This window comes from Posidoniimonas corsicana (assembly GCF_007859765.1).
Classification (GTDB): domain Bacteria; phylum Planctomycetota; class Planctomycetia; order Pirellulales; family Lacipirellulaceae; genus Posidoniimonas; species Posidoniimonas corsicana.
In genome coordinates, this window is sequence record NZ_SIHJ01000001.1 from 3311366 (window position 1) to 3329528 (window position 18163).

The window sequence follows — 18163 nt, forward strand, 5'->3', positions numbered from 1 at the left end:
TTACGAACGCTCGGACGACTCGACGTCCAGGATATCAACCCCGCGCACCGGAAACCCGCTCGCCCTCCGCAAATAAGCGTCGCATTTGCGATCGGGGCCCGCCAAGCAGCTAATGCGACAGCTTGCGGTACTCGCCCGGCGTGACGCCGTAGGCTTTCTGGAACGCGTTGCTGAGCTGCTTCACCGACGAGAACCCCGTCCGCTGCGCAATCCGGTACACCGGCGAGGTCGGGTCGTCCCGCAGCAGCTGCTTGGCGAGGATCAGCCGCTGCCGCTGCAGGTAGTGGTAGGGGGTTTCGCCGAGCGCATCGCGGAAGGCGTACTCTAGCCACCGCCGCGAGACGTCCGCGTGCTCGGCCAATTCGTCGATGGTGATCGGCTCGGCGACGTTGGTCAGCAGGTACTCCAGCACCTTCTTCATCCGCGGGTCTTCCACCGCGAAGGCCGATGTGGAGTCGCGGGCAACCACCTCCAGCGGGGGCACGGCGATCTCGGTCTCTTCGGACGAACGGCCGTCCAGCCGCATGTGGAGCAGTTCCGCCGCGCGGTAGCCTTCGAGCACGTCGTTCCGGGCGACGCTGCTCAGCTTCGGGGTAATGTGGTCGCAGATGACGTGTTCGTTGTCGACGCCGAGCACCGCGATCTGCTCAGGCGAGTTCAGGTTGACCTGCTGGCACGCGTCCAGCACGTGCCGGGCACGGTAGTCCGATACCGAGAACACACCGCAGGGCGTCGGCAACGACTCGAGCCACGCGGCCAGCTCTTGGTGCTGGTTCAGCCACACCGATCCCCGGAAACCGAAGGTCGGCGTCGCCAGGTGCTTGGTGGCGGAGTAGCCCGACTCCTCCAGACGCTCGATGAACCCCATCCACCGGCGTTTGGAGTACTCGACGTCCTGCAGGCCGTAGAACGCAAAGTTGCGGAGGCCGCGGGTCGCCAGGTGATCGGCGGCGATCCGGCCGACCGCCACGTTGTCCACCATCGACCGCGGCACCGGCGATTCGGGCAGCGTGCTGGAGATGTTGACCACGTGGGGCCGCATCGCCATCGCGTACTCGACCTCTTCCGCGGTGTTCAGCGCGGCCAGGACCCCATCCCCCGGCCAGTCGACCAGGTCCAACACCGACAGCGAGAGCGACTCCGGTGCAATCGTGTAGGTCCAGTTGAGCTCTTGATCCGCGGCGTAGCGGAACACGCCCTGGATGAACGCCTCCTGATGGGCGCCGCGGGGGAAGGCGAAGGCGATCTGCTGTCGGTTGGACACGTCTGCTCGAGCGGGATAAGAGTGGGACCTAGCAGCAGATAGGTTTGCATCCTAACGCCCAGCATGCAACCTCTACTGCACGCCCCAAGCCCAACGTTTGCAACCCGCCGTCCCTATTGCGTAAAGCGCAGGGATCACCTGCGAAGACGGCCGAGGCGGCTGGACCCACCAAGCATAGCTTTGCGGCGCAGGAGTCGCTACTTAGATGGCTCGCCGCTCACTGGGGTAACCATGATCGGCGCCACCGAGGGCTCGGTCATGCCATCCGCTAGGTAGAAACTGGGATAGCACGGCTTGTTGTAGGCCACGTTCTGCCACACCAGGCCCAGGCGGTACTGCGGGTCGTGCAACAGGGTCCGCAGACGCAGGTCGGTGGGAATGGATGTCGTGAATAGTCGGAGCGACTTCATATCAGGAGAAACCGCCAGCACCTCCTCCCGCCAGTCGCCCAGCAGATCGCCCACCAGGCATGGCTCGCGGCTGAAGCTCACGCCCGGCAGCGTCTGCACCGGCTTTAGCTGTCCCGCCTCCCAGTCCCACTTCTGCACTTCAGTGGGACGTCCGCGGAACCCGGTCTGTTGCTCCGCAGCGTTTGCGGTTGTGGCCTCGGGCGGTCGGCGGCGGCCGCGTCGGCCCCGGCCGTCAAAGCTACGGCCAACCGAAAGAAACTCGCGCAGCGGGTCCGCGTCCCACCACATGGTCCAGCCCCGGCTTCGCGGGGCGTCGCCGATCTGCTCGCCCTGCACGCTGCGCAGACCGCCTGGGCCTCCCCAGGCCTCGAAGCCTGGGTGCCGGGGATCGATGTCCGCCGCCACGCCCTGAGGCACGTCGATCGCAGGGCTGTGGCTCCACAGGATCTCGCCGGTGCGGGCGTCCCGCATGGCGGCGCCGGGCGTGGCGAACTGCTCCGCCCGTTCCTCGTTCTCCTGCACCGAGAAAACCTCCAGGCCGGGGCGCTTTGGGTCCATGTCAGCGATGTACATGACGTCGCCGTGACGGAGGCCTGTCGAGTAGAGCCCCTGGCCATCGTTGTCGACCACCATCGCCTGGTACACGATCTCATCGCGGCCGTCGGCGTCCACGTCGGCGACCGACAGCGAGTGTCCGCCCATACCGGCAAATGGCGACGCGTCACGGTAGGGCGGTTTGCTAGGGCCGGTGTCGAACACCCACCGCTGAGTGAGCTCCCCGTCACGCCAGTCCCAGGCGGCGATCGCGATCCGGCCGTAGACGCCGCGGCACATCACCGCGCTGGGTCGCTGGCCATCCAGGTAGGCCACGCACGCCAAGAACCGGTCGCAGCGGTTTCCGTAGCTGTCGTTGCCGGCGTTGCCGCCGATCCCACCCCAGCCATCGATCGGGTCCCTGCCCGGGACGTAGTCCGTTGTCGCTAGTTCGGCCCCCGTGCGGCCATCGAACACGGTCAGGTACTCTGGTCCGTCGAGAATCCGGCCGTGCTTTTGAGAGCCTGGCTGATCGGTGCGCCAGTCCTTGTCGGCGTCGCCGAGCGTCTTGCCCTGCCCATCGACGGTCCCGTCGGCGGTCTTGCACATCACTTCAGCGCGGCCGTCGCCGTCGAGGTCGTAGACCAGGAACTGCGTGTAGTGCTCGCCTTCGCGGATGTTCTTACCCAGGTCGATCCGCCAGAGCCTCTCGCCGGACAAGGTGTACGCCTCGAGAACGGGCGTCCCCGTAATCCCAGCGAAGCTGTTGTCGCGTCCCCGAGAAGACTGGTGAATCACGATATCGGGTTTGCCGTCGCCGGTGAGGTCGCCCACCGACGCGTCGCCCGGCCGGTACCCCTCGGTATTGACGATTGGGATTTCCAGGTACCCCTCGCTCCATACCGGAGTGGGCTCGCTCGCACCAAGGTCCACGCTGCCGTCGATCGCCTGCACCGAGTACTGCGCGCCCTCCGCCGGTGCCGGGTCCACAGCATTGGTCCCGCCGGTCAGCGGTTGGTCATTGATCTGCTCTGGCGGCTTTCCGTCCACGTGCCGCCACACGTTGAATGTGACGCCTTCCGGGTCATTCCCCAACAACCGCCAGCTAACGAAGACCTCGCCGCTGGGGTTTTGCACGGCCACGACGCCCCGGTCCAGACGCTCCATCCATCGCTGACCGCTGGCCAGGTCTGCCGCGGTGCCCAGCAACAGGCTCCAGACCAGAGCAGCCGGCAGAAAACGTTGGGAGAAGCAATAGGAGCCCATTTGGATGAATCGCCTGGCGGGAGGGTGGGGGTAGGAGAAAACAGACACGCCGTGCCACAGCGCGATGAGGGGTGGAGCCGGTGCAAGCTCGTGTTGATGCAACACCGGCGGCGGGGCAAGGTAGTGCAGCCCCCCTATCCTGGCGGGCGGACGATTGCATCCTCAAGGTCACATCACGCAACAACGCCCGCATTCCACCAACGAAGGAGACGGGCCAGCGCCTCCCGGTAGTAGCTGATCGCGCGTCCTTGTTGGGCGCTGCGAGTGTTGCGGGTATACCGCTGGTCAATCGTAGCGATCAGCCAGTAAGCCTCGAATCGGGCAGCGGACCGGGACGCCTTGTATTGAGACACGCCGTAGCGGCCAGCAACGCCCGACTCGGAATTGTAGCCCGTTGAGCCTGCGAATTTCGGCCTGCTTCCGGTTCACTGTCGCGTCAGGAATCTGGAAGAAACTCAGCTTTTCGGCGTCAGATCCGGCTAGAGACTGCTTAATTCCTGTGCCCGGGTTCCCTGGGGCAGATGCGATGCTCTTCGGCGTGACCGCCAGCTCTTCTCATATCAAGGCGATTGCTCACCATGGCGAATCGCGACCTCAGTCATCGATTAGCGCGACGCGCAGGCGTGCGGAGTCTCAGAGTGTGGCATTCGCTGTGGTATCGGCTGGAGATGCTGCCGCACTTGATGCGCCGCGAGATTGACGCGATCCGCTCTGGCCTACTTCAGTGCATTGAGGGCACGCAGAAACGCCGCCGCGTGGCGCAGGTCTCGCTGGTTCGCTGTCGAGGAGGGCAGCCCAAGGGCCCGTAGTGACTTTCGGCCCGGCGCCCCCACCCGTGTAGCGATGGGGGGCATGAAGCCAGCTGGTTGGGGGCGGGCCTGCGTTCCAGCCGGCCACCTAATCAGTGTGTTTCGCGTGGAGGATTTTGCTGCTCGCGTCTCGTTCAAGACGCTCTTGTCTGTTTCTTCTCCCTTTGCTTTCCGCTCCTATGGAGGTCTTGTCTCATGAAACCGAATCAAGTGCGTGCGGCGTTTTGCCGTGCCCCGCTGCTTGCCGCAGCCTGCGTGGTGGGGTTGGGTGGTCTTACCGCCGAGGGCACCCAGCTGTGGTACGACGGGTTCAGCCTTGCCAGCGAGGGGGGTGACTACACCGCCGACACCGCGCTGAACGGGACCGCGGGCGGCAGCGGCTCGTTCTTCAGTGGCAACTGGGTTGCTGCCGACCAAGACGACACCGGTTCGTGGACCAACGCCCAGTCGTCTGGTCTGTCTCGCCCCGGGCTAACCGAGGCGGTCGTCGGAGGCGCCGCGGGGCGTGAGGTGCAGTTCGACTGCTGCGTCTTCACCCGCACGTCGCGGCTGTTCTCATCGCCCTGGGGCGGGTTCACCGACCCGAACGGCACCTTCTACATGGGCTACCTCATTGACTTCGGTACCGGAATCATGGACGACCCGCACCACCGCACCATCGAGATGCACTCCGGCGGGTTCGACGACGACCTCAACCGGAACCTAATGCTTGGCATCAGCAACTTCGCAGGGCTGGGCAACGAGCTAGCGCTGTCGGTCCGCGACTCGCTAACAGACGAATCGGCTCTGCAGGTGCTCTCCGAGCAGGCGGACCTGAACGACCTCAGTGTGCAGGGGACCCACTACGTCGTGATGAAGTTTGAGATGTCGACCACCGCCGATGACGTCATCTCCGTGTTCCTCGACCCGGTCGGCACAACCGAACCCACCCCAAGCGCATCGGTAACGGTCGGACAGTTCTTGGCCGACCGCCTGTCGACGAACACCCAGTTCACATTCAACAGCGCGGACCCGTCCGCCGCGGGGCAGTTCGACGAGTTGCGGGTTGGAACCGAGTTCGCCGATGTGGCGATCAACTCGCTGGAGTTCAAGGGCGTGCCCGAGCCCGCGTCGGTCGGGCTGCTGGCGATGAGCGTCGCTGGCGGGCTGGCGCGTCGCCGCCGGCTGATGTAGTCGGCACGGCGGAGCCCCGTGGCGCCCGGCAAAGGGCGCCACGGGGCCGCCCAACTTGATAAACCACTCGCACACGGCTGCAGCAGGTTCTCGACGCAACAACCGGACGACTCCACGATCAACCCCGACTTCTCTAGCAGCACCTCCATGATCACGCCAACACGCTCCGCAATTGTGGCTTGCCTGCTATCCGGACTCGCGCACACGCCCTGCCCGGTGATGGCGATCGACGCGTACTGGTCGGGCGCGGCAAGCAGCAACTGGAACACCGCCAGCAGCTGGTACGTCGAAGAGGCGCCCGGCAACGCGTTCGTGCCCGAGGCCAGCCCAGGACTGAGCATCCGAGCGATCCTGGGCACCGATAACCCTAATGGCGCGCTGAATACGAATGACGCGCCGAATGGCTCGCCCGTCATCTCGGGTCCACTGCCCGGCAACAAGGCCACGATCGGCGGCCTGTACTTCGGCGCCCGACAACTCAACTACGTCGACTCGCCCCCGAGCAACGTCAATCCCGCGCCCGCGGCCGGAACGCTCGTGGGCGCCTTGACGATCTCCGGCGGCGCCCTCAACAACATTTCCACGCCCTTCGCGGTCAACGGCGTCGACGGGCGGATCGTGCTTGGGGTCGAAGGGCGTGGCTTCCTGACCATGACCGGCGGGACGCTCACCGGGCAAGCCTTGGTTGTCGAGGGGGAAGAGTACAACGGCGACTCGCTTGGCCACAGCCTGCTGGACCTCAGCGGCGACGCCACCGTCAGCATCGCGGGCGGGACGACCCTCAACCGCCGGCTGCGCATCGAGGGCCCGTCGGTCGACTTTAATTCAGCGGGCACGGCCCGGCTGAACGCCAGCAACCGGTACACGGCGGTGATCACCGACGCGACCCACTCGCCGATCAAGTCGGATGTCGCGGTGGTGCTGGGCGGGTCGCTGAACGTGGAGTTCAGCGGCGCCGGCGCCAGCGGGCACACTATCGGACAGACGTGGGACCTGGCGGACGCGGGCACGGCGATCGCCGGCAACTTCAACAACCTGGGACCGGGGGGAACGATCGAGGTGGCGGGGCTCGCCTCGCCGCCGCCGGTGGGCGCCGTCTACAACGTCCGGCGGGCTGAGAATAATGGCCGTAAGCAGCTGCAGCTCGCTTACAACGCGGTGCTCGTACTGGAGGTGAACCGCGACACCGGCGAGATGACCGTAACCAACCCGCTCTCCGGCGATATCGGGATCGACGGGTACTCGGTGAATTCATCACTGGGGTCGCTGCTGACCAGCTACCACGGCATCTCCGGCACAACACCGACTCCGCCCAGCCCCAACTGGCAGAAGTACGGTCTGTCCGCCAACGCCGTGACCGAGGTTATCAACGACCCCGGCAGCGCGGACACCGAGTTCGATCTGTCATCGGCGACGCCAGTCGCCCTCGGCGTCGGCTTCGACCGGCACGCGGTCGCCGTCGACGTGAACAACTTCGGCGTCGATGGCGAGGACCTTGTGTTTACCTACACGCGTCCCGGCGTCACGTCGCCGATCCAGGGGCAGGTGGTTTACGTCGGGACGAAGTTCACCAACAACCTGCTGCTGAAGGTCGACCCCGCCACCGGCCAGGCGGCGCTGAAGAACGACTCGCAGGAAACCCTAACGCTCGACGGCTACTCGATCGTCTCCGAGACCGGCGCCCTCGACGGTGGCGGCTTCACGGGCTTGGGCGCCGGCTGGCACACCACCCCGCCCAGCGGGGACGCGCTGACGCAAACCAACCTGACCGGCGCCGCCACGCTCAGCCCGGGGCAGGAGCTGGCAATCGGCGACATCTCGTCGACCGGGTTCGCTTCGGCCGAAGCGCGGGAAGGGCTGGGGCTCGAGTTTATCCTCGCCGAGTCGCTCGTCGGGGGTTCGGCCGGCGGCGACTACAACTCGGACGGCGCGGTGGACGCGGCCGATTACACCATCTGGCGCGACAACCTTGGCGCCAGCGTCACCCTGCCCAACGAACGCCCCGACGCGACGACGCCGGGCCTCGTCGACCAGGAAGACTACGACTACTGGCGGGACCAGTACGGCAGCTCCGGCGGTGGGCAGCCGGAGCTGAGCTTCCGTGTGGGGGCGGTTTCGTTCGAGTCGCTGGGCGCGTCGGCGGCTGTGTCGGCCGTCCCGGAGCCCGCCACCGCCAGCCTGCTGGCGGCTGGGCTGACCACGCTGCTGCGCCGCCGCAGGCGAACTTCGCCCGCAGACCACCGCCCGACCAGCCTCCGCAGCCGCGACCCGGGAGCAGCAGCCATGACCGTATCCGCGCGCCGCGTGCTCGGGGCATTGCTTATGCCCCTGATTGCCCTCGGGACGACCGACAGCCTGGCCGTTACGCAGGGCATCCCGCTGGTGAACGGAGAGTTCGAGCTCCCCGGGCCCGAAGGCGAGAAGACCATCGCGTTCGACGAGGCGGGCGTGCCCAACGGTGCGATCCCCGGGTGGACTTTCCCCGGCCCGGGCGTCGAGGACTTTGGTCACGAGGATCAGCTCGGCGACTCCGGCACCGAGGGCGGCGGGTCACCCGGCAACGCGATGATCCTGTCGACGTTGGATGGCGTCGCATACCAGACGTCGCAGTTCAGTGTGGTTGGCGTCCCCGCGACACAGCGGTACAGCCTGAGCTTTGACGCCAGCGACATCTTCACCATCGACGAGAACAACTCGACGTTCCCGGAGAGTCAGAACCAGTTCCAGGCCCGGCTCTACTACCTGGCCGGCGACGGGGTCACACGCACCACGATCGGCGCGCCGCTGGTGATCGACGGCCTGCCGGGCGAGGTCACCCGCTACACGCTCGACTTCGTCGGCGGCGCCGCCGCGCTGACGCCCGCCCTTGGCAGGCCGATCGGCGTGGAGTTTGACGTCACGAGCGACGTCTTCAATCCGCTGGTCGCCCACAGCTGGGCTCACGTCGACAACGTGGTGCTGCAGATCGAGGGCGTGCTGCCCGGCGACCTGGACGGCGACGGCGACGTCGACAACGACGACTACCTGATCGTCGCCAACAACCAGCAACGCATCACCCCCTTCAGCGCCGAAGGAGAGCTCACCGGTGACACCATCGTGAACCTCGACGACTTTCGGGCCTTCAAGAACCTGCACGCCGCGGCGGCCTCGATCGGGTTGGCGGGGCCGATCTACGCCGCCCCCGAGCCAGCCTCCGCGCTGCTGGCGTTGGGCTGCATGGGACTGCTGTTGGGACGCCGGAACCGCGGCGTTGTCGGGCGGTCGGTGGCTTACGCGCTAGCCGGCCTGATGATTTGCGGGAGCAACGCCTCAGCGACGCTGCTGTACTACGACCCGTTCGAGATCGGCGCCAGCCCGGCAGCGGGCGAGTACACGGTCGGCACGATCACCGGTCAGAACCCTACGGTCGGTCCCACGCCGTTCTTCTCCGGTCCGTGGGAAGAGCGACCCGGCGGCGTCGACATGGCGCCCAACGGTCAGGTGAAGGCTGCGCCGGGGCTCTCGTTCCTCGGCGCCGACGCGTTCGGGGGATCGCTGGGAGTCGTGACCGACCCGCCGGCGCGCGTCGGGCGGTACATGCCTCAAGAGACCCGCTGGACCGACTCAACGACCGGCACCTACTACATCAGCTGGCTGCTGAATTTCGGTACGATCGCCGACGGCGCCGACCCGTTCGACCGCAACGCAATGGGACACCGGGCCATGGAGTTCTGGAGCGACACCGGCGAGGTTGGCGAGGACAGCACCCTCAGCATGCTGATCGGGTACATGGGCTACCAGGGGCCCAACTCTCAGGCGCCCAACGGCGCCCGCATCCAGGCGACCCTCCCGGGTGAGGGGTACAACGTCCTCGAAGGCGCGCCCTCGTCGTTCGTCAACGACGGCGCTACCCATCTGATCGTCACAAAGTTTGAGCTGAGCGATCAGCCCGAGTCGGACGTGGTGTCGATCTACCTCGACCCCGTCAGCCTCGTGGAGCCCGATCTGCCGGGCGCCATCTATTCGGGCGTCGACTTCACACTCGGCTCGATGGGGATCGCGCAGTTCGCCGGCGGCGGAGGCGACCTGATGGCTATCGACGAGATCCGGGTCGCCGACAGCTGGGTCGACGCGGTGCCGCCGTTCCCGCTGCCGGGCGACACCGACAACGACGGCGACGTGGACCTCGACGACTACCAGAACATCGTTTCGCACATGAACCAACGCGTCACCACCGCGTTGGAGGGCGATGTCGCCCGGGCCGACGGCACTCAGGGCGCCGACGGGATCGTCACCCTGGCCGACTACCGCATCTGGCGCGACAACCGCACCGACGTCGCCGGGTCGCCGGAACTGCAAGCCGGCGTGCCGGAGCCCGCCGGCGTCGCGATCGCTGCGTTGGCGCTGCTGGCCGCGGTCAACCGACGCCACCGCGTCCCAACACCAAGCGCCGAGGAGTGCATCAACTAGATGGAGGCCACCGCCCGGACAACGCTCCGCTGCCTGACGGCAGGCTGCCTGATCCTGACCGCCGCGGTGGGCTGCGGTCGGATCGGATCGGGCGCCCTGAAGGTCGACGCGGCCAAGGCGCGTTCGATGGGCCTTGCCTATGACAACTACGTGATCAAGCACGGCGGACCGCCCGCCGACGAGGCGGCCTTCCGCCAGCACCTGCAGACGAACGAGGACCTGCTCGAGAGCCTGGACCTGACCGCGGACGAGGTGTTCGTGTCGCCACGGTCGGGCGGGGCCTTCGTCTGGCGCTACGGCTCGCAGGCGAAGGCCGACGCCGCCGGGTTCCGGGCCAACGGGCACGAGGCGGCGGCGGAGGGCGGGGTCCGGTTGGTGATCGGCCCCAACGGCATGTTCGAGATGATGGACGAGTCGCGGTTCGCCAGCCTTCCCCACAACTGACGGGCCGACGCCGAACAGGACCAACTCGAGACCCATTGACCAAAGGTTTCAGAGAGCTAACCATGCGAACTACCCGCCCCTGCCGCCGGAACGGATTCACTCTTGTCGAGCTGCTGGTCGTTATCGCGATTATTGGCGTGCTGGTGAGCCTGCTGCTGCCGGCCGTCCAGTCCGCCCGCGAGGCGGCGCGGCGCACCCAGTGCTTGAACAACCTGAAGAACGTCGGCCTCGCGTGCCTGAATCACGAGAGCACGCAGCGTGCGTTCCCGACCGGCGGTGAGACCTGGGGGGTGTTTGTCGAGGAGTACGTCGACAACGGCACGCCGTTCGGCGTCGACAAGATGGGCCTGGGCTGGGGGTACCAGATCCTCCCGTACCTGGAGCAGGACGCGATCCACGGGATCACGCGGAGCGAGCAGATGCGGGACACGTCGGTGCCCCTCTACATCTGCCCCTCCCGACGCGGCGTTGTGCGGCTGCCCAACGCGTTAGGCGTCACGGTGGTGCTGACCGACTACGCCAGCGCCCAGCCCTGCACCCGGTCGTCGACCGAGGACGCCGCGCCAGTCGACATCAGCCCCGAGGCGACCGCCAACTGGGGCTGGAACGACGTCTTCCAGTACGCCTACACCGGCACCGGCAGCGCCGCCTCGCAGCCGCGGCCGCTCGGCCAGCCGGTTGGGCCAGCGCCCCAGGCGAACGCCGTGTACGACGGGGTGATCGTCCGCTCGCGCTGGCGGTGGATCTCTCAGAACCCGTTCACCAAGACCAATACCGGCCGCTTCGAGAGCAACTCGCCCCGGCCCACGCAGCCCAGGAAGATCATCGACGGCCTGTCCAAGACGCTGATGATCAGCGAGAAGTACGTCCGCAGCGACCTGTACCTCTCCGGCTCCTCCTCGGACGACACCGGCTGGACCGATGGCTGGGACCCCGACGTGATGCGCTGCACATGCGTCCGGCCGCTGAACGACAGCCAGTCCATCAAGCTGCTGACGCACGACTTCGGCCAAGGGGCGCCGCACTACCTCTTCAACTTCGGCTCGGCCCACCCCGGCACATTCAACGCCGTGTTCGCCGACGGGTCGGTCCACGCGTTGCCCTACGATATCGACATCTTCGTGTTCAACGCCCTGGGCACACGCAACGGCACCTCCGACGGACCGCTGCCCGGCGCCGGTGACCCCGAATCCATCGACACCGGTAGCGTCTTCTAGGCCTGGGCGACTCGCGAGAGGCCCCGAGCTCACGCCACGGCGGGCGGCGTCTCACGGGTCGGCCGCTTACGGCATGGCTCTCGCAGTTGGGCAGCGCAGCAGCGGTTGCTTGGGGGCCTGCACGTCGGCGCCCTACTGAAACCAGACCGCTACTGGACTTCTGTGAACCGGAGTCTCACGTATCAGGATCGGACACTACATGCCCACCAAGGTCATACAGATCACCGCCCTCGCATTCATGTGGCTTCTTCTGCTCGCCACCGCCTCACATTGTGTGGCGAACGACGACCTGTTTACCAAGCACACCGCTGCCGCCATTCAGCTGGTCGACCGCATGACGCTGGCCGAGAAGATTGGGCAAATGACGCAGGCGGAGCTAACCTCGCTGGGTGACCTCAGCGACATCCGCCGGCTGGCGCTTGGATCGGTGCTCAGCGGCGGGGGCGCCGACCCCGATGACGGCAACAGCCTCGCCGCGTGGACGGCCGCGTACGAAGCCTGTCAGCAGCAGGCGGTCGGCTCGCGGCTGGGCGTCCCGATCCTCTACGGGGTCGACGCCGTCCACGGCCACGGCAACGTGCTGGGCGCGGTTGTTTTTCCCCACAACATTGGGCTCGGTTGCACTCGGAACGCCGAGCTGGTGGAAGAAGTGAACCGGATTACCGCCCGGGAGGTTCGCGCCAGCGGGATGAACTTCAACTTTGCCCCGTGCGTCGCCGTGCCACGCGACGACCGCTGGGGGCGGACCTACGAAGGGTTCAGCGAACACCCCGGTGTGGTGGCCGAACTGGGCGCAGCGGCTGTCCGCGGCTTGCAGGGTTTCGACCTTAGAGACCCCGCCCGCGTGCTTGGATGTGCGAAGCACTTTGTGGGGGACGGGGCAACCGCCGCGGAGGTCCGACTACCTGACTGGGAGGGGTTTGGCGCCGAGAAGCGGCTGCGGCTCGATCAGGGCGACGCCCGCATCGACGAGCCAACGCTCCGCCACCTGCACGTGCGTCCTTACGTCGACGCGATCAACGAGGGCGTCGGCGCCGTCATGCCGTCCTACAGCACGTGGAACGGGGTCCGGTGTTCGGCCAGCCATCAACTGCTAGCGGAGCTGCTCAAGGGGGAACTCGGGTTCACCGGCATTGTGATCTCCGACTACAACGCCATCGATCAGATCAGTGACGACTACAAGCTGGCGATCAAGACCTCGGTCAATGCGGGGATGGACATGTTCATGGTCCCGCAAAAATACGAGCGGTTCATCAACCTGTTGACCGAGTTGGTCAACCAAGGCCAGGTTCCGGTCGAGCGAATCAACGACGCTGTCACGCGTATAGTCCGCGTCAAGATTGCGATGGGGCTCTTGGACCAGGGCTTCTCCGTTGAAGCCGATCCGCAGCTCGCCAGAGAGTTCGGCTCCGACGCCCACCGCGCAGTCGCGCGGGAGGCCGTCCGCCAGTCGTTGGTCCTGCTGCGGAACCAGGATGGCGCGCTGCCACTCAACCGCCAGCAACAACGGATCCATGTGGCCGGCCGGGCCGCCGACGACATCGGTGTCCAGTGTGGGGGGTGGACGATCGAGTGGCAGGGCGCCGAGGGGGAGGTCACGCCGGGCGGCACGACCATCCTCGCCGCCCTCCGCAAAGCAGTTGGGGACCGGGTCACCTACAACCCGGCTGGGCACGTGCCCGATGACGCTGAAGTCGCGGTCGTCGTAGTTGGGGAATCGCCGTACGCCGAGGGCGCCGGCGATGACGCCGACCTGGCGCTCTCCAAGGGCGATCGCCAGCTTGTGCAACGTGTAGCCGAGTCCGGCGTGCCCACGGTGTTGGTCCTGCTGTCTGGACGACCGCTGATCCTCGACGGCCTGGAGGAGCATTGTGAGGCGGTCGTCGCGGCTTGGCTTCCCGGCACCGAGGGCGCGGGCGTTGCTGACGTGCTGCTGGGCGACTACCAGCCCAGCGGCCAACTCTCGTTCACGTGGCCAAGGAACGCGTCTCAGCACCCAATCAACGTAGGCGACGCGGACGCCGACCCGCTCTACCCGTTTGGGCACGGTCTGAGCTACTAGCGGTTCTTACCGTAACTGCCACTCGTGCCTCCTCGTGGCAGGGGATCGCGCCCCGCAAGGGATCCGACAAGAGACGTCGGCCGCGTACAATCGCCTCAGAAACTTTGCATATTGTCGCAATTGCCATGCTGCACGCCTTGCGTTCCCGGTCTCATGGCGGACAGCTCAACGGTGTAACCGTAGCTGCCACAATAGTTTGAGGCCGCGGGTCCAACGTCCCGCCCGGAAGCACAGCCGCCCTGCTGCGCAAGATACGCTCGATTCTTAGGCCCGCAGGTTTTATAGTTTCGGCCAAGCGCGGGCCTCGCCCGCGTCCCGCCCCGCCTTCGGCCCACGCAATGGTTCGACCGACTCCCCTCCTCGCAACAGCGTTTGCCGGCGCCAGCCTTATCGCGGCGGCTGGCGCCTCGGATCGCGGGCAGGAACTCTTTGAGCTGAAGGTCCGCCCGACGCTCGCTGACTCGTGCTACTCCTGCCACTCTCAGGAAGCCGGATCCATCGAGGGAGAGCTGACTCTCGACAACCGCGCGGCGGTCCAGCGCGGCGGTCGACGTGGAGCGGTGGTCGTCCCCGGCGACCCAGACGCCAGCCTGTTGATTCAGGCCATCGAGCACCGCCACGGCGAAGTGCAAATGCCCCCGGGCGAGAGGCTGCCGCTGGAGACCATCGACGCCTTCCGCGAGTGGGTTGCACTGGGCGCCCCCGACCCGCGGGGCGGCGCCGCGCCGCAGATCGACACCATCGCGACGCGTTCGGCCGACCACTGGGCGTTTCAGCCGCCGCGGCTGGCGGAGCCCCCGCAAACCGCCGACGACTGGCCGCGGACCGAGTTCGACGCGCTCATCGCAGCGAAACTGCACAATGCCGGACACGCCCCCACGGACGAGGCGAGCCGTGAAGCACTAATCAGGCGCCTCTACTTCGACCTGAGCGGTTTGGCGCCGACCGCCGAGCAGGTTCGCGACTTTGTCGAATCGCCCGACGCGGACGCTTACGAGCGGCTCGTGGACCGACTGCTCGACTCCCCAAGGTTCGGAGAACGCTGGGCCCGTCACTGGCTCGATGTTGCACGGTTCGCCGACACCAAGGGCTACGTGTTCACCGAAGACCGGACCTTCCCCAACGCGTACAAATACCGCGACTGGGTCATCGCGGCGTTCAACGACGACATGCCGGTCGACCGCTTCCTTCAGTTGCAGCTGGCGGCCGACCTGCTAACCACCGAGGGTGACGAGCGGCACCTGGCGGCGCAAGGGTTTGTCACACTAGGCCGGAGGTTCATCAACAACCAGCACGACATCATCGCAGACCGCATTGACGTCGTGTTCCGCGGGATGATGGGCCTGACGGTCGCCTGCGCCCGCTGCCACGACCACAAGTACGACCCGATCAGCGATGAGGACTACTACGCGCTGTACGGCGTATTTACCAGTTCCGTCGAACAGCAGGACGAGCAGTTCCCGCTCCGCCTGGTCGACAAGGAGCAGCCAGAGAACGTGGGCGTCTTTATCCGGGGATCTGAGCACAACCGCGGCGCCGCGGTGGAGCGGGGCTTCCCAGAATTCTTCGGCTCGTTCGCCCCGGACGTGGACAGCGGCAGCGGGCGCCGCGAGTTGGCCGCGGCGATCACTAGCCGCGACAACCCACTAACCGCAAGGGTGTACGTGAACCGAGTATGGGGGCACCTATTCGGCGAGCAACTGGTGCGCACCCCAAGCGACTTCGGCCTCCGCTGCGAAGCCCCGCCGCAGCAGGCGGTGCTGGACCACCTGGCAGTGCAGTTCATGGACCACGGCTGGTCGACAAAGTGGCTGGTGCGCGAGATTGTTTCCTCCAGCTCTTACAGGCAGTCGGCTCAGGCGAGCCCAGAACTGCTGGCGGCCGACGCCGAGAACGTGCTGTGGGGCAGGGCCAACCGCCGCCGTCTGGACTTCGAGTCCCTCCGCGACCGGCTGCTTGACGCTGCCGGGCTGCTCGCAGCGGAGCAGGTCGGCGGGCCGTCCGAGAATATCGCCGCGGCCGACGGCGGCGCCCGGCGGACGCTCTACGCGCACATCGACCGCCAGAACCTGCCTGGCCTGTTCCGAACCTTCGACTTCGCCAGCCCCGACGCCCACTCGCCCGAGCGGCCCCGCACGCTGGTGCCGCAGCAGGCGTTATACCTGATGAACAACCCAATCGTTCAGCGCTCCGCCGAGGTAATCGCCGGCCGACTCACGGCTGTGAGCAACTCGGACCGCGTGCACCACCTTTACCGGCGGGTCCTAGGTCGCGATCCCCGCGAAGACGAGCTTACACTAGCCCTCGACTTTCTCGCCCGCGGAGAACCGGCGGCCCTCCCACCCGGTGACTGGACCTTCGGCTACGGCGCGGTTGCGACCACTGATAGCTCTACGACGGTAAGCTTCGCGCCGCTCGTGCACTTCAGCGAAAACCGTTGGCAGCCGGAGCCGGCGTTTCCGAACGAACAATTCGGCTACGTCTGCATCACGCCGACCGGCGGGCACCCCGGAAACTCAGCCCAGTTCTGCTCGATCCGACGCTGGACCTCGCCCGACAGCGGCGAGCTAATCGTGCGAGGCCAGCTTGAACGCCACGAGTCGCAAGGAGACGGCGTTGACGGCATGATCGTCTCGTCTAAGCGGGGGATGATCGCCAAGTGGACGGTCGTCACCGGAGCCCAACCGACGCCGGCCCGCGTCGACGCCGTTCAGCCCGGCGAGATCTTCGACTTCGTTGTCGACTGCCGTGAGACTCCGGCCTACGACAGCTTCCAGTGGAAGACGGATGTCTCGCTCGTGACCAAGACCAGCCGCCGCACCTGGCGGTCCGAAGAGGGGTTCCACGGCCCCGAAGCGCCTCCGCTCGACCGGCTGACACAGCTGGCGCAGGTGCTGCTGGTCTCCAACGAGTTCTTGTACGTCGACTAGCTGCCCCGGACAGCACACAAGCCAACAGGCCCCAGTATGTCGCACCGCCCGACCGCAGAGCAGCCCGCCGTCTCGCGAAGAGACTTCTTCTCGACCTGCGGCATGGGCATGGGCGGGCTGATGATGAACGGGATGCTCGCCGGCAACGCGGCGGCCTCCGCCGACCAGCTCGCAGCCCGCACGCCGCACTTCCCCGGCAAGGCGAAGCACGTCATCCACCTGTTCATGAACGGTGGCCCCTCGCACATCGACACCTTCGACCCGAAGCCGATTCTCGAGAAGTTCGCGGGCAAGCCTCTGCCGTTCAAGAACCTCGGGACCGAGCGGCCCACCGGCGGCGCCCTGCCCTCGCCTTTCAAGTTCACGCGGCACGGGCAGAGCGGCATTGAGGTCAGCGAACTGTTCCCACACGTCGCCCGCAGCATCGACGACATCTCCGTCGTGAGGTCGATGCACGCCGACGTTCCCAACCACGAACCGTCCCTGCTGCTGATGAACTGCGGAGACGGTCGGCTCATCCGCCCCAGCGTCGGCTCGTGGGTGACCTACGGGCTGGGAAGCGACAACCAGAACCTGCCCTCATTCGTTGCGTTGTGCCCCGGGTACCCCATCCAGGAATCTCAGAACTGGCAAGCGGGGTTCCTGCCGGGCGTTTACCAAGCGACCTACGTCAACACTAAGCACACCCGTGTCGAGCGGCTGGTCGAGAACATCAAGAACAACCGGGTGGCCCGCCGCGACCAGCGGCTCCAGCTCGACCTGCTCACATCGCTGAACGAGCGCCACGCCGAGTCGCGACAGCACGACCCTCAACTCGAAGCGCAGGTCCGCTCTTTCGAGCTCGCCTACCGCATGCAGATCGAGGCCACCGACGCGTTCGATGTCGCCCGCGAGCCGCAGCACATCCTGGACATGTACGGCCCGGGCCTGCAGGCCCGGCAGATGCTGATCGCCCGCCGCCTGGTCGAACGCGGCGTCCGATTTGTGCAGGTCTGGCACGGCGACGGCCAGCCGTGGGACCACCACGACGACATCGCCGCTGGGCACCGCCGGCTGGCCCAGGAATCCGACCAGGCGATCGGTGCGCTGCTGGTCGACCTGAAACAGCGGGGCCTGCTCGATGAGACACTGGTCTTATGGGGCGGCGAATTTGGACGCACCCCGGTCGTGGAGCTGCCCAAGGAAGGCGCCAACCAAGGCAAGATGAACGGCCGCGACCACAACCACCATGGCTTCACGGTCTGGATGGCCGGCGGCGGCACGCGTGGCGGCTACGTGCACGGCGCCACCGACGAGTGCGGCTTCAAGGCCCAAGAAGACCGGGTCCATGTCCACGACCTGCACGCCACCATGCTGTACTGCCTAGGCTTCGACCACGAGCGGCTCACCTACCGCTACGCCGGCCGAGATTTCCGGCTGACCGATGTGCACGGCCGCGTCGTGACCGAATTGCTGGCGTAGCCTTGAGTGCTCTGGAACCGCTGCACTCAGCAGTTCAGATCGTCCCGACGGCCCGTGTGGAACCCACCATAAGAAGCGGCTGAGCTGCTATCCCGACGCCAGCCGGAAAAACGGGCGAGCCAAAATCGGCGGACTGGGGACCGC

General features: G+C 66.5%; 9 protein-coding genes. 7 read left to right on the forward strand and 2 right to left on the reverse strand.

Features of this window, described 5'->3' with window-relative positions:
• Positions 1–109: 109 nt before the first annotated feature.
• Complete coding sequence (locus tag KOR34_RS12755; protein ID WP_146564956.1) at positions 110–1264, reverse strand: AraC family transcriptional regulator; 1155 nt, start codon at positions 1262–1264, stop codon at positions 110–112.
• A 197-nt stretch (positions 1265–1461) separates the two neighbouring features.
• Positions 1462–3474, reverse strand: coding sequence for a rhamnogalacturonan lyase (locus KOR34_RS12760; protein ID WP_146564957.1), 2013 nt, complete (start codon positions 3472–3474; stop codon positions 1462–1464).
• 1004 nt (positions 3475–4478) lie between these two features.
• On the opposite strand from KOR34_RS12760, the gene KOR34_RS12765 reads away from it, so the two are divergent.
• From KOR34_RS12765 to KOR34_RS12795, 7 genes are all read left to right on the forward strand, one after another.
• The gene (locus tag KOR34_RS12765; protein ID WP_146564958.1) at positions 4479–5456 is read left to right on the forward strand and encodes a PEP-CTERM sorting domain-containing protein; all 978 of its coding nucleotides are present in this window, start codon (positions 4479–4481) and stop codon (positions 5454–5456) included.
• A 147-nt stretch (positions 5457–5603) separates the two neighbouring features.
• Positions 5604–9905 (forward strand): PEP-CTERM sorting domain-containing protein, encoded by a 4302-nt coding sequence (locus KOR34_RS12770; protein WP_146564959.1) that lies wholly within the window; start codon positions 5604–5606, stop codon positions 9903–9905.
• A complete protein-coding gene (locus KOR34_RS12775; protein ID WP_146564960.1) occupies positions 9906–10349 on the forward strand; it encodes a hypothetical protein in 444 nt (147 codons plus the stop codon).
• Between the two features lie 62 nt (positions 10350–10411).
• Positions 10412–11566, forward strand: coding sequence for a DUF1559 domain-containing protein (locus tag KOR34_RS12780; RefSeq protein ID WP_146564961.1), 1155 nt, complete (start codon positions 10412–10414; stop codon positions 11564–11566).
• Positions 11567–11765: 199 nt separating this feature from the next.
• Positions 11766–13628, forward strand: coding sequence for a glycoside hydrolase family 3 protein (locus tag KOR34_RS12785; protein ID WP_146564962.1), 1863 nt, complete (start codon positions 11766–11768; stop codon positions 13626–13628).
• 338 nt (positions 13629–13966) lie between these two features.
• The gene (locus tag KOR34_RS12790) at positions 13967–16558 is read left to right on the forward strand and encodes a PSD1 and planctomycete cytochrome C domain-containing protein (RefSeq protein ID WP_146564963.1); all 2592 of its coding nucleotides are present in this window, start codon (positions 13967–13969) and stop codon (positions 16556–16558) included.
• A gap of 36 nt (positions 16559–16594) precedes the next feature.
• On the forward strand, positions 16595–18019 hold the full coding sequence (locus KOR34_RS12795; protein ID WP_146564964.1) for a DUF1501 domain-containing protein: 1425 nt from the start codon (positions 16595–16597) through the stop codon (positions 18017–18019).
• Positions 18020–18163: the final 144 nt, after the last annotated feature.

Coding starts and splice junctions, on each gene's coding strand:
- KOR34_RS12760 (WP_146564957.1), bottom strand. CDS start 3,474: ATGGGCTCCTATTGCTTCTCCCAACGTTTTCTGCCGGCTGCTCTGGTC.
- KOR34_RS12790 (WP_146564963.1), top strand. CDS start 13,967: ATGGTTCGACCGACTCCCCTCCTCGCAACAGCGTTTGCCGGCGCCAGC.
- KOR34_RS12785 (WP_146564962.1), top strand. CDS start 11,766: ATGCCCACCAAGGTCATACAGATCACCGCCCTCGCATTCATGTGGCTT.
- KOR34_RS12765 (WP_146564958.1), top strand. CDS start 4,479: ATGAAACCGAATCAAGTGCGTGCGGCGTTTTGCCGTGCCCCGCTGCTT.
- KOR34_RS12780 (WP_146564961.1), top strand. CDS start 10,412: ATGCGAACTACCCGCCCCTGCCGCCGGAACGGATTCACTCTTGTCGAG.
- KOR34_RS12775 (WP_146564960.1), top strand. CDS start 9,906: ATGGAGGCCACCGCCCGGACAACGCTCCGCTGCCTGACGGCAGGCTGC.
- KOR34_RS12795 (WP_146564964.1), top strand. CDS start 16,595: ATGTCGCACCGCCCGACCGCAGAGCAGCCCGCCGTCTCGCGAAGAGAC.
- KOR34_RS12770 (WP_146564959.1), top strand. CDS start 5,604: ATGATCACGCCAACACGCTCCGCAATTGTGGCTTGCCTGCTATCCGGA.